Origin of the sequence: Geobacter sp. DSM 9736, assembly GCF_900187405.1 — a bacterium.
Classification (GTDB): Bacteria; Desulfobacterota; Desulfuromonadia; order Geobacterales; family Geobacteraceae; genus DSM-9736.
In genome coordinates this window covers 2,689,334-2,701,252 of sequence record NZ_LT896716.1, presented here as the reverse complement: position 1 = coordinate 2,701,252, position 11,919 = coordinate 2,689,334, and the positions used below count along the sequence as shown (strand labels likewise).

Annotated in this window: 14 protein-coding genes; all 14 read left to right on the top strand. The window is 52.0% G+C overall.

What is annotated here, in order from left to right:
• The 14 genes from flgF (at window position 1) to fliD (ending at window position 11,889) form a co-directional block, all read left to right on the top strand.
• Window positions 1-720: a flagellar basal-body rod protein FlgF gene (gene flgF, locus CFB04_RS12270; protein WP_088535544.1), complete on the top strand. Its 720-nt coding sequence runs from the start codon at window positions 1-3 to the stop codon at window positions 718-720.
• Between the two features lie 31 nt (window positions 721-751).
• Window positions 752-1,540 carry a flagellar basal-body rod protein FlgG gene (gene flgG, locus CFB04_RS12265; protein ID WP_088535543.1) on the top strand — a complete coding sequence of 263 codons (789 nt, stop codon included), beginning with the start codon at window positions 752-754 and terminating at the stop codon, window positions 1,538-1,540.
• A gap of 25 nt (window positions 1,541-1,565) precedes the next feature.
• Entirely contained in the window at window positions 1,566-2,273 is a 708-nt protein-coding gene (flgA, locus tag CFB04_RS12260; protein WP_088535542.1) for a flagellar basal body P-ring formation chaperone FlgA, read from the top strand.
• Window positions 2,274-2,282: 9 nt separating this feature from the next.
• Window positions 2,283-2,966: a flagellar basal body L-ring protein FlgH gene (locus CFB04_RS12255; protein ID WP_088535541.1), complete on the top strand. Its 684-nt coding sequence runs from the start codon at window positions 2,283-2,285 to the stop codon at window positions 2,964-2,966.
• 19 nt (window positions 2,967-2,985) lie between these two features.
• Entirely contained in the window at window positions 2,986-4,089 is a 1,104-nt protein-coding gene (locus CFB04_RS12250; protein ID WP_088535540.1) for a flagellar basal body P-ring protein FlgI, read from the top strand.
• A 16-nt stretch (window positions 4,090-4,105) separates the two neighbouring features.
• Entirely contained in the window at window positions 4,106-4,468 is a 363-nt protein-coding gene (locus CFB04_RS12245; protein WP_088535539.1) for a rod-binding protein, read from the top strand.
• Between the two features lie 36 nt (window positions 4,469-4,504).
• A complete protein-coding gene (locus CFB04_RS12240; RefSeq protein WP_088535538.1) occupies window positions 4,505-5,002 on the top strand; it encodes a flagellar protein FlgN in 498 nt (165 codons plus the stop codon).
• Entirely contained in the window at window positions 5,003-6,436 is a 1,434-nt protein-coding gene (gene flgK, locus CFB04_RS12235; RefSeq protein WP_088535537.1) for a flagellar hook-associated protein FlgK, read from the top strand. It abuts the gene before it with no gap.
• Between the two features lie 8 nt (window positions 6,437-6,444).
• Window positions 6,445-7,341: a flagellar hook-associated protein FlgL gene (gene flgL, locus CFB04_RS12230; RefSeq protein WP_088535536.1), complete on the top strand. Its 897-nt coding sequence runs from the start codon at window positions 6,445-6,447 to the stop codon at window positions 7,339-7,341.
• A gap of 33 nt (window positions 7,342-7,374) precedes the next feature.
• Window positions 7,375-7,614, top strand: coding sequence for a carbon storage regulator CsrA (gene csrA / locus CFB04_RS12225; RefSeq protein ID WP_088535535.1), 240 nt, complete (start codon window positions 7,375-7,377; stop codon window positions 7,612-7,614).
• Between the two features lie 3 nt (window positions 7,615-7,617).
• On the top strand, window positions 7,618-8,106 hold the full coding sequence (locus CFB04_RS12220) for a flagellar assembly protein FliW (protein ID WP_088535534.1): 489 nt from the start codon (window positions 7,618-7,620) through the stop codon (window positions 8,104-8,106).
• Between the two features lie 242 nt (window positions 8,107-8,348).
• Window positions 8,349-9,182 (top strand): flagellin, encoded by an 834-nt coding sequence (locus CFB04_RS12215; protein WP_088535533.1) that lies wholly within the window; start codon window positions 8,349-8,351, stop codon window positions 9,180-9,182.
• 304 nt (window positions 9,183-9,486) lie between these two features.
• Window positions 9,487-10,320: a flagellin gene (locus CFB04_RS12210; protein WP_088535532.1), complete on the top strand. Its 834-nt coding sequence runs from the start codon at window positions 9,487-9,489 to the stop codon at window positions 10,318-10,320.
• A 126-nt stretch (window positions 10,321-10,446) separates the two neighbouring features.
• Complete coding sequence (fliD, locus tag CFB04_RS12205) at window positions 10,447-11,889, top strand: flagellar filament capping protein FliD (protein ID WP_088535531.1); 1,443 nt, start codon at window positions 10,447-10,449, stop codon at window positions 11,887-11,889.
• The last annotated feature ends 30 nt before the right edge of the window (window positions 11,890-11,919 follow it).

Below are 11,919 nucleotides of genomic sequence, written 5' to 3'. Positions count from 1 at the left end.
ATGAACAGCGGTCTCTATGCAGCTCTCTCCGGCAACATTTCGGCCATGAGGCGTCTTGAGATAGTTACCAACAATCTGGCCAACGCCAACACTGCAGGGTTCAAGAAAGACCGGCTCCAGTTCGAGAGCTTGCTGAACGGCGGTCAGCAGGCGAGGCTGACCGACACACCGGTTCTTTCGGCGGAGCGCTTCTATACCGATTATTCCGCAGGCCCTCAGCGACAGACGGGTAACACTCTCGACCTTGCACTCGAAGGGGAAGGATTTTTTGTCATAAACACCCCTGAGGGGAGGGCATATACCAGGCAGGGGAATTTTAAGAGGGACGCAGGTGGAAAGCTGGTAACTATAGACGGCCATGAAGTGCTTGGAAACGGCGGCCCAATAAATATCGGCATCGGCAAGGTCGATATCGATGCACGAGGCGCCGTGGTTGTGAACGGAGAGCCGGTCGGCATGCTTCAGGTGGTTGATTTCCCGAAGCCGTATGCGCTTCAGAAGATCGGGAATGCGATGTTCATACCTGCAAACCAGGCTGCGCCGCAACCGGCGGCTCGAACCTTGGTGGCCCAAGGGGCGCTGGAGGAATCCAATGTCAACACGGTTCTGGAGATGGCAAACATGATCGAAGCGAACCGTTACTTTGAAACATGTCAAAAAGTTGTAAAGGGATATGACGATATGACGGCGAAGGCCGCCAACGAATTAGGCAAGGTATAAATACAAAGCGTAAACGCGAGGAGGGATACAGATGATCAGAGCATTATGGACCGCTGCTTCGGGAATGCAGGCACAGCAGCTCAATATCGATGTCGTTTCGAACAACCTTGCCAACGTCAATACCAACGGCTTCAAGAAGAGCAGGGCCGACTTTCAGGACCTCATGTACCAGAACGTCAAGACGACCGGAGCACCTTCGACGACGTCTACCGAGATTCCATCGGGTATCCAGATAGGGCTTGGGTCGAAGGCCGCTGCCGTGACAAAAGTTTTCACTCCCGGCGCTATCAACCAGACCGGCAACGAACTGGACCTTGCAATCGAGGGGGACGGGTTCTTCCAAGTGCAGCTTCCGGACGGCACTACCGCGTATTCTCGTGCGGGGGCGTTAAAGCGGGACAGTCAGGGGCGTGTGGTGACTTCGGATGGTTACCCAATCCTTCCGGAGATCGTCATTCCCAATAACGCAACCAAGGTCAGCATCGGGAACGATGGAACTGTAGCGGTAACGCAGGCCGGCCAGAACAATGCGACCACCGTTGGCAACATCCAGCTTGCCACCTTTTCGAACCCGTCCGGGATGATCAGTCTTGGCCACAATCTCCATCAGCCCTCCGATTCCTCGGGCAATGCCACTACCGGCACTCCCGGCCAGAACGGCCTTGGTACCATAAGTCAAGGATTCCTAGAGATGAGCAACGTGAGTGTAGTCGAAGAGATGGTTAACATGATTGTTGGCCAACGAGCCTATGAAATAAATTCAAAAGCGGTCCAGGCTGCTGACGACATGCTGCAGCAGGCAAACAACCTTCGCCGCTAAGGCATAAGGGGCGGGTGAGGTAACTATGAGGAGATTGGTGCTCATAGCAGGGTTTGTTCTGCTGACGGTCCTTCCTTGTTCGGCTAGGGAAACGGTTGTCGTGACCGAAGGGGAAGTCCGGCAGGTGGTAACCGACTTTCTCAGGAAGAGGACAGCCAATCTAGGCGTTGAGCTTAATGTAAAGAAACTCGGATACGGCGGAGGCGTCAGGGTTCCCAAAGGGGAGACGAGCTTCGAGGTCATTGCGCCGCGGCAATGGGAAGGGTGGGGGAAGGGGAATCTCGCGCTTATCATTCGTGTTGACGAGCGGGTCGAGCGGAATCTTCAGCTTCCGGTCGAAGTCGAAGCTCTTGCAGATGTGGTGGTTGCTGCTCGTCCTCTCGATAGGGGGGAGGTTCTGGGGATAGGGGATGTGGTGCTTCAAAAGCGGGATCTGGCGGCAGTCAACGGAAAATGGTACCGACAGCCGGAGGATGTGGTGGGGAAGCGAGTGCGCACTGCCGTACGCGTGAATTCCCCTATGCGCCCGGAACACCTCGAAAAGGTGCCCCTCGTCAAAAGTGGACAGACTGTGACGATCCTGCTTGAAAATGATCTGCTTCGTCTTACTTCGACCGGAAGAGTGAAGAACGCCGGTGCGGAAGGGGATGTGGTTCTTGTGCAGAACCTTGTGTCCCAGAAGGAGATCCAGGCAAGGGTGGTGGATTCCCAGACAGTGAAAGTCGATTTTTAAGGAACATGCATGAGTAACGCTGCCAGTAAAATTGCCTTCCTCGTACTGCTGTGCCTCGCTGGATGTGCCGCGCCTCGAAGCGATATAAGGGATTCACCCGATTATGCCGAGATAGAGGCGCCACGGCGTTCCTATGCTGACGGCTCAATCTGGCAGGCGTCATCGGGAGGAATTGCCGAGGATATGAAAGCCCGGAAAAAAGGTGACAGCCTTACCGTGGTTATAGCAGAGCAGGCGAGTGCGAGTAATGAGGCGACTACCGGCACCAGCAGGAGTGCAAGTGTTTCCGCAGGTATTCCCAATCTGCTGGGGCTGGAAACCAAGATGACCGGCATCAAGAACTGGATGGACCTAAGCAGGCTCATCAATGCAAGCACCGATTCCACGTACGACGGAACAGGCTCAACTACGAGAAGAGAAGACCTTAACGCTACTATTACTGCTCGCGTAATAGACGTACTTCCGAACGGCAATTTCCTCATCGAAGGTCGTCGGAATGTACGGGTAAATAACGAGGAGCAGATCATTCTTTTGCAGGGGATGGTGCGTCCGAGGGATATTACATTCGACAATGTGGTTTATTCGACTTCAATTGCGGATGCCCGCATTACCTATACCGGGAAAGGGATCATCAGCGACCGCCAGAGGCCGGGGTGGCTGATGAACATACTCGACGCGGTCTGGCCGTTTTAGATTGCGCGAGGAGATGAGCATGCAGAAGCATTTACTAAAGAAACTTCTGATCGTATGCATCCTGGGGCTCCTGCCCAATTCAGCTATGGCGATACGCATCAAGGATTTGGCCAGCTTTGACGGTGTCAGGGACAACCAGTTGATCGGATATGGCCTTGTCGTAGGTCTTAACGGCACCGGAGACAGCGACCAGACCAGCTTTCCTGTCCAGTCGCTTGTTAACGTCCTTGAGCGGATGGGTGTCACGGTTAATCGATCGGAAATCAAGGTTAAGAATGTGGCGGCCGTGATGGTAACCGCAACTCTGCCTCCGTTCGCGAAGCAGGGAAGCAAGCTCGATGTGCTTGTCTCCTCCATGGGGGATTCCAAAAGCATAGCCGGGGGAACTCTCCTCATGACACCTCTGAAGGGCGCTGATGGCCAGGTATATGCTGTCGCCCAGGGGGGAATCCTGACGAATTCCTTTTCTTACGGCGGACAGGCTGCTTCTGCGCAGAAGAACCATCCGACTGCGGGACGAGTGCCGGAAGGGGCGCTCATCGAGCGAGAACTGCCGAACATTCTAGCGGATCGGAGCCAGCTTAGACTGAATCTCCGCCAGTCCGATTTTACAACGGCTTCCCGGGTGGCTGCTGCCATCAACGACAAGTTCAAGGGGGGAGTGGCCTTCTGCAGCGATCCCGGAACAATAGTTCTCACGATACCCACGCCCTTTCAGGGCAGGACTGTAGAATTCGTGGCGGAGCTTGAACGTCTCGAGGTACAGCCTGACACATTGGCAAAGGTTGTCCTCAACGAAAGGACTGGAACGATTGTCATGGGAGAGAATGTCAGAATTTCCACAGTGGCGGTATCCCATGGGAATCTGACGCTGTTCATCAAGGAGACACCTAAGGTTTCACAGCCTCAACCACTGAGCACGGGGCAGACGGTTGTGGTGCCAAGGACCTCTGTGAGCGTGACGGAGAGCCCGGGAGGGCTGGCTGTTCTGCGACAGGGGGCGGAAATAGGGGAGGTCGTGCGCGCACTGAATGCTTTAGGAGTAACACCCCGGGACCTCATCGGGATCATGCAGGCCATAAAGGCAGCTGGAGCCCTTCAGGCAGAATTGACGGTTATTTGACCAGAGAGGTGAACAGATGCAGTTGACGGGAGTTCAGCCAGATCCGGTGTTGGGCAACGAAAAAATGCTACAGCAGCGCCTCAAGCCTGAGGCAAGGGTGGCCGATAAGGAAAGCGCTGCCGTCAAGAAAGCCGCGAGGGAATTCGAGGCTATGTTTGTAGGAATGATGCTTAAGTCTATGCGCTCCACTGTCGGGAAGGATACGTTGACCGGAGGGGGCCAGGGAGAGGAGATATACCGTTCGCTTCTCGATCAGGAATTCGCTGCTGCGGCGGCCAAGAGCGGTGCATTGGGGGTAGCGGCCACTATTGAGAACCATTTGGTCCGGCAGGAGAAGGGGGAGGGGATGGTTCGTCCCGAAGGGGTAGAGATACGGTAGCAGGCAGGTCAGAGGTGAAACCCGCGAGGAGGAAGCATGAGTGCAACAACACCTAATCTTGTAGCCGAGCTATCGGCACAGCGAGGAATGATAGAAGAGCTTATCCGGCTTCTTGAACTGGAGGAAGCTTCCATAGCGGGACTCGACCTTGAGCGGCTCGAAGATATAGGAGAAAAGAAGAAGGAGCTGTTCGTGAAGCTTGAAACTTCATCCAACACTTGCCGCCAGCTCATCCGTCAAGTGGGGGAAGAGCTGCAGATAACTGACAGTACATCGCTGTCGGTTATCTTGGAAAAGCTACCGTCGGGGCATCGTGAGTCTCTGCAAGCTCTGCAGCGCAAGATTTTGGAGCTGAAGGAAAATCTTGATTCAACTGTAGCGCGGAACCGTGAACTTCTGCAGGGTGCATTCAATAGCGTCTCTCGTTCTCTTGAGTTCTTCAGGAACCTCTTTAGCCGGAGTGCAACTTACGGCTTTGGCGGTCAGATGGTTGGGGCAACTGCCAATGCCCGCATCATTCGCAAGGAGATATGAATGAGTATTCTCAGCATTCTCGATATTGGAAAGACCGCACTCAATGCCCAGCGGCTCGCCCTCGAAGTCACCAGCGAAAATATCACAAACGTCAATACCGCAGGATACTCTCGCCAGACGACTGTCCTAGAGACGGCACCGGTTTCACTGGAACGAGGTTTTCCTCTCGGAAGCGGGGTGAATGTTGCAGAGGTGCGCAGAGCGTATGATGATTTCCTACAGCGACAGCTAAAATCAGAAAATTCAACTTTCGGGAAGAACCAGACACAACTATCTTCCATGACCAGAGTAGAGCAACTGTTCAACGATCTATCTGCAGACGGACTAGGAATATCTCTGCAAAAGTTCTTCAAAAGTTGGCAGGATCTGACGGCGAATCCGCAAGGGCAGCCTGAACGGCAGGCTGTCTTGTCTCAGGCACAGCAGGTGGTAGAAGATTTTCACCGTCTGAATAATTATCTCAGTGATGTTAAGCGTGATGCAAACCAGACTCTAGAAGGACTTACATCGGACATTAACGACAAGCTGACGCAGGTAGCTTCTCTGAACGACCAGATCAAACAGATAGAACTTTCAAGTGGCTCCGCGAACGAGTTGCGCGACAGAAGAGATTTACTTATACGTGAACTAGCCCAGAAGATAGGAGTGAATTATCTCGAGCAGACGGATGGGACGATAAATGTCAGTCTTGTTTCAGGGCAGCCGCTGGTGGATGGGAACAAAGCCGCCGTATTCTCTCTTGTTCCTAATCCACTCAATGGAAGCTTCTACGACATTCATGCTACGTCTCCGGGCGGCAGTACAGCGGTCAACATCACTTCCGTGGTCGGTGGCGCGAACAACAGCCTTGGGGAGATGGGAGGGGTGCTGCATGTACGAGATACCCTTGTAAATGGCTTCCTAAATGACCTTGATGAACTCGCTTTTACACTTTCCAACGAAGTGAACACTTTACATTCTACCGGTTTTGGACTCAACGGATCCACCGGTCTGGATTTTTTCAGCTCTGCGGCTTTTCCTGCCGGCTACAGCGGCCCTGGGGGCATTTCCCTCGGCATTGCGAGTGCGAACGATATAGCTGCCGCAGATGCCGATCCTGCATTGGGAGGGACGGGCAACAACAAAAACGGGAAGAATATCGCAAGCCTCTACGATAAATTATTGCCAATGTCTGCAGGGACTATGACATTGTCCGGCTTCTACAATTCATTGGTGGGTAAAGTAGGTGTGGCGGTGCAGGAAGCGAAACGCGGAGCGGACTTGAGCGCTGGAATTCTGAAGCAGCTTGAGAACCAGAGGGAATCGAACTCGGGGGTCTCCCTTGATGAGGAATTGGCAAATCTGATCAAATACCAAAAAGCGTTCGAAGGTGCAGCCAAGGTTATTAACACCGGTGCCGAGATGATGGATACGGTACTTGGTCTTGTTCGATAGGAGGAGCCATGCGTGTAACCCAGAATACCACCGCCAATATGGTGCTTAACAGTCTTCAGGTCATCAGGCAACGAACGGAAAAGTTGGAGCAGTATGCTTCTACCGGACAGAAGGTTAGTGCTCCCGGGGATGATCCCGTCAGTGCTCAGCAGATACTCTATATGAAGGGACTCATCTCCGCCGGTGAACAGTATGACCGCAACATCAGCAATGGTGTGTCTTGGCTCACAATGGCCGAAGGGGCCATGTCGGAAATGGGTAATGTGATTTCCCGTGTCAAAGAACTCACAATCGCGATATCCAACGGTACAAACAATGATGCTTCCAGAGCCGCTACGGTCAAAGAGATGACACAGCTTAAGGAGCAGTTGGTTCTGCTCGGAAACACGCAGCTGAATGGGAGGTACATCTTTGGCGGGTTTATGAATGATACACCCCCCTTTGATGCCGCGGGCAATTTTGGGGGAACTGACGATAATGTCGAGCTTGAGATAGATAGAGGTGCTTTTGTTCCAATAAATTATTCGGGAGGTAATCTACTGCGGGGAGGTACACCTCCCGGCAGTACCGGGACCGACGTCATAGGTGCTGTCGACAATATTATAACCGCTCTGAATGCAAACAATACCACTGCAGCCAGAGCTGAACTGCCGAATTTAACAAGTTCGCTTGAACAGATTCTGGCGTCTCGGACAGATGCTGGAGCACGCATAAACAGATTTGAAAGTGCACGTAAGGTAATTGACGACATGAAGTTCAGCCTTACGAAAATCATGTCGGACAAGCAGGATGTTGATTATATGCAAGTGATGAGTGATCTCACAAAGCAACAGACTGCATTCGAAGCTGCCATTGCTGCTTCTGCAAAGATATCTCAAGTTTCACTTCTCGATTACCTAAGGTAGTAAAGCTTTTTTGGCGCCAGGGAGGGCGCGTCCATGCTTATTCTGACGAGAAAACTTGGTGAGTCGATCGCTATTGGGGATCGAATTATTGTTAGGGTTGTAGAAGTCAAAGGGGGCCAAGTCAGGCTGGGAATCGAAGCTCCGCAGGAAATGCGCATTCTGAGGGAAGAGATTTATCAGAAGGTGCAGGAGGAAAATCGCAACGCAGCTGCGTGGAACCTAGCGGACCTTGAAAAAGCAGTGAGTGCCATAGGAACCAAGAAAAAGGAGTAACTCGTGCGGGTAAAGACGACACGTTTCGGAGAACTTGATATAGATGACAGCAAGCTTATCCGCATGCCGGAGGGGGTGCTCGGGTTCGGAGAAACTAATTTCATCATACTGACTCCACCGAACATGGGACCTTTCTGCTGGTTTCAGGCTGTGGACAATCCTGATTTGGCATTTGTGGTTGTCGATCCTTCTGATTTCAACCAGGGTTACTGTGTGAAGCTTACTGCTGAAGAGTTGGCTGCCCTGGAGGTTCATGAAGGTGGGGAGTTATTGCTGCTGGCGGTGGTAACCATGGCAGCAGATCCTGCGGATATAACAGTGAATCTGCAGGGCCCCATAGCCCTCAATCCTGATAAGATGGTGGCAAAGCAGATAGTCCTTGACGGGATAAATTACAGCACACGTCACCCGCTTTTTTACAGATCAGGTCTGGAAGCAGCAGAACAGATAGCTGCTAGGGGGAAAACTATGGAGGCTGTTTCGGCGGCATGATAAAGGTGCCATGAAGGCTGTGAAAAACCTCCTCCCACTAGGGACGGAGGTTTTTTTGTTTTTTTTCTCAAGTTGCGCTGGAAAAGTTCCGATACGGACCTTAACGTCGGCAGCCTGACTCTTGCCACACATGGAAGAAAGGAGGCGCAGAAATTTAGCGGGACCGACCAGACCAAAATCGAGCAGTAGTTATAACGCAGGGTAAGGACACCCTGTAAAAAAACATCACGGAGGAATTCACCATGGCACTTACCGTTAACACCAACATCCCGTCACTCAATGCACAGCGAAATCTGACCATCACCCAGAGCCAACTCTCGAAATCGCTACAGCGGCTGTCTTCCGGTCTCCGGATCAATAGCGCCGCCGACGATGCCGCCGGACTTGCCATCTCGGAAGGGATGCGTTCGCAGATCCGCTCCATGAACCAGGCGGTGCGCAATGCGAACGACGGCGTCTCTCTCGTACAGACCGCTGAAGGTGCGTTGAATGAGGTGAGCAACATTCTCGTAAGGATGCGTGAGCTCGCTACCCAGGCAGCAACCGGAACCGTCAGTTCTGACCAGAGGAGCTACATCAACAACGAATTTACCCAGCTGAAGAACGAAATCGACCGTATCGCCAGCGCGACCCAGTTCAACGGCACCAGCCTCTTTACGACTACGGGTGGCACCGCCGTTTCGTTCCAGGTCGGTCCGGGTGCAACTACAAACGACACTATTGCCGTGACCATAAATGCTGCGGGTGCTTCCAGTATTGGTGTCGGCACTGCCAGCGTTTCTGGGTCAACCACCGCCGCTGCTTCAGCAGCTCTTTCATCCATCGACTCAGCGATAACCAGCGTCAACAACATCCGTGGTACGCTGGGTGCAGTTCAGAACCGCCTGCAGTCAACGATCAACAACCTGCAGGTATCGGTCGAGAATCTGAGCGCAGCGGAGTCTCGCATCCGTGACGTAGACGTTGCTTCCGAGACGGCTGCGATGACACGGGCCCAGATCCTCACTCAGGCCGGCACCGCAATTCTGTCACAGGCAAACCAGACGCCGCAGGCAGCATTGTCGCTCCTCAGGTAGAAGTACGGTGCTCTAATCCATAACGAGGGGGAGGCTTAGCTTCCCCCTTTTTTTACGGGGGACGGCTTTTGATTCGATTAAGTAGAGGATGAGGACAATTCTCAGGGTAAAGAGTCTACAGAGCTGCCCCGAAAATGTCCTTAAGTATGAGATCATTCCGGCCGATACGTACCTTAACGTGGAGACTTGGCTCAACCACACGTGGAAGAAAGGAGGCGCGAAACCTTTCATGCCAAACCCGCGGAAGTAGCAATCAACATGCAGGGTAAGGAAGCCCTGTAACAACTCACGGAGGAATCAGATCATGGCACTTACAGTTAACACTAACATCCCGTCACTCAATGCACAGCGAAACCTGACCATCACCCAGAGCCAACTCTCGAAATCGCTACAGCGGCTGTCTTCAGGTCTCCGGATCAATAGCGCCGCCGACGATGCCGCCGGACTTGCCATCTCGGAAGGGATGCGTTCGCAGATCCGCTCCATGAACCAGGCGGTGCGCAATGCGAACGACGGCGTCTCTCTCGTACAGACCGCTGAAGGTGCGTTGAATGAGGTGAGCAACATTCTCGTAAGGATGCGTGAGCTCGCTACCCAGGCAGCAACCGGAACCGTCAGTTCTGACCAGAGGAGCTACATCAACAACGAGTTTAATCAGCTGAAGAACGAGATCGACCGTATCGCCAGCGCGACCCAGTTCAACGGCACCAGCCTCTTTACAGCTACGGGTGGCACTGCCGTTTCCTTCCAGGTCGGGGCGGGTGCAACTACAAACGACACTATTGCCGTGACCATAAATGCTGCGGGTGCTTCCAGTATTGGTGTCGGCACTGCCAGCGTTTCTGGGTCAACCACCGCCGCTGCTTCAGCAGCTCTTTCATCCATCGACTCAGCGATAACCAGCGTCAACAACATCCGTGGTACGCTGGGTGCAGTTCAGAACCGCCTGCAGTCAACGATCAACAACCTGCAGGTATCGGTCGAGAATCTGAGCGCAGCGGAGTCTCGCATCCGTGACGTAGACGTTGCTTCCGAGACGGCTGCGATGACACGGGCCCAGATCCTCACCCAGGCCGGCACCGCAATTCTGTCACAGGCAAACCAGACGCCGCAGGCAGCATTGTCGCTCCTCAGGTAGTAGTTGGAAGTTGTCTTGAAAAGGGGAAGGCTTTGCTGCCTTCCCCTTTTTGCTTTGAATGACTTTAGATTAGTACGAAACTTGACTGGAGCAATTCTTGCTTAAACGGCAAAAGGAGGAAACGTCATGGCAGATCTATCCATAGGTGGACTTGCAACTGGGATCGATACTACAACGCTAATTTCTCAACTGATGAAGCTGGAGCGCCGGCCGCAACAGATTCTTGCCAGCAAGCGGGATAAGGTCCAAGGGCAGGTTGACGCCTTCACCACAATCAACAGTTTGTTGAGTTCTTTTAAATCTATTGTTGCCGGGATGAATACTCCCACGAGTTTCATTGGAAAAACCTCCTCTGTCGGAGACGGCACTGTATTGACGGCGACTGCAGCAAGTACGGCGGCCACAGGTGCTCATGACATAGTAGTGACGACCCTTGCGAAGTCAGAGCGGCAGGTTTCAGACAATACTCCCATTAACGGAAAGACCGGTTATGACAGTGCAACCGACTTGAATTTGAATACCGGGACTATAGTCATTACCGGTGGGGCATTGCCTGTAAATGTAACTATTGCAGAAGGACAGAATTCCCTGAGTGGAATCGCGGCGGCCATAAATTCTTCTGGAGCTAACGTAACAGCATCGGTTCTTAATGACGGCACAAGCAGCCCGTATAGGCTTGTAATTACTGGGAAAGATACTGGCAATTATGCCGTAGATTTCTCAGGACTGACAACAGTACCCGTCGCTCCGAACGGTCCAGCTTATGTCAATCCATCTTTTATCAAAGCTGGACCTACTTATCAGGCAGGGAGCGCTGCTGTCTTCTCAGTTGATGGTGTAGCTATTACAAAAACTTCCAACACTATCAGTGATGTCATACCGGGTGTAACTTTTACGCTCCTAAAAGAAGGGGGTGCCACAACCAATATTTCAATTGGTAACGATATCGCAGGAGTAACAAAAAAAATAAACGAATTTATCGGTTCATATAACAGCATAATGTCACAAATTGACAAGCAAACAGATTATAACGCGTCAACAAAAAAAGGTGGCGTACTTTCTGGAGACTCTACGCTTAGAACTATAAAAGATAAACTCCAGAATATTTTGACTACACCTGTTTCCGGTATCACTGGAAAATATTCTATTCTGGCGGAGATAGGCATCAAGACAAACTATGTTGATGGAACTCTCACCTTGGATTCTACTCAACTATCATCAGCTTTGAATTCCAACTTTGATGATGTTGTTAAGCTGTTTACCCAAAACGGGGGTGTCAGCGGTCTTCAAACAAGTGAATATGGTGTGGCGGAACAGTATAAACTTGTTATTGATAATTTAACGCATGCTTATGAGGGGCCAACCTCTACGGCAAACGGTCTCATTTCAACCCGAATACGCGGCTTGAACGATACCATTAAAAATATCAACGACCAAATAGATGCAATGGAGCTAAGAATGGTGCAAAAAGAGGATAATTTGAAGAAGCAATTTTCCGCCCTTGAAAAATTGGTTAGCAACTTGCAGGGTCAGGGGAGTAGCCTTCTAAACATTCTTTACAGGCAGTAGGCATATACACGTTGTTCCGAAAACCCGCGA

Bases quoted from the DNA above. Each gene is read 5' to 3' on its own strand.
- flgA (WP_088535542.1), top strand. From the start codon at position 1,566: ATGAGGAGATTGGTGCTCATAGCAGGGTTTGTTCTGCTGACGGTCCTT.
- flgF (WP_088535544.1), top strand. From the start codon at position 1: ATGAACAGCGGTCTCTATGCAGCTCTCTCCGGCAACATTTCGGCCATG.
- CFB04_RS12240 (WP_088535538.1), top strand. From the start codon at position 4,505: ATGAGTGCAACAACACCTAATCTTGTAGCCGAGCTATCGGCACAGCGA.
- flgL (WP_088535536.1), top strand. From the start codon at position 6,445: ATGCGTGTAACCCAGAATACCACCGCCAATATGGTGCTTAACAGTCTT.
- CFB04_RS12210 (WP_088535532.1), top strand. From the start codon at position 9,487: ATGGCACTTACAGTTAACACTAACATCCCGTCACTCAATGCACAGCGA.
- csrA (WP_088535535.1), top strand. From the start codon at position 7,375: ATGCTTATTCTGACGAGAAAACTTGGTGAGTCGATCGCTATTGGGGAT.
- CFB04_RS12245 (WP_088535539.1), top strand. From the start codon at position 4,106: ATGCAGTTGACGGGAGTTCAGCCAGATCCGGTGTTGGGCAACGAAAAA.
- fliD (WP_088535531.1), top strand. From the start codon at position 10,447: ATGGCAGATCTATCCATAGGTGGACTTGCAACTGGGATCGATACTACA.
- flgG (WP_088535543.1), top strand. From the start codon at position 752: ATGATCAGAGCATTATGGACCGCTGCTTCGGGAATGCAGGCACAGCAG.
- CFB04_RS12215 (WP_088535533.1), top strand. From the start codon at position 8,349: ATGGCACTTACCGTTAACACCAACATCCCGTCACTCAATGCACAGCGA.
- CFB04_RS12250 (WP_088535540.1), top strand. From the start codon at position 2,986: ATGCAGAAGCATTTACTAAAGAAACTTCTGATCGTATGCATCCTGGGG.
- flgK (WP_088535537.1), top strand. From the start codon at position 5,003: ATGAGTATTCTCAGCATTCTCGATATTGGAAAGACCGCACTCAATGCC.
- CFB04_RS12255 (WP_088535541.1), top strand. From the start codon at position 2,283: ATGAGTAACGCTGCCAGTAAAATTGCCTTCCTCGTACTGCTGTGCCTC.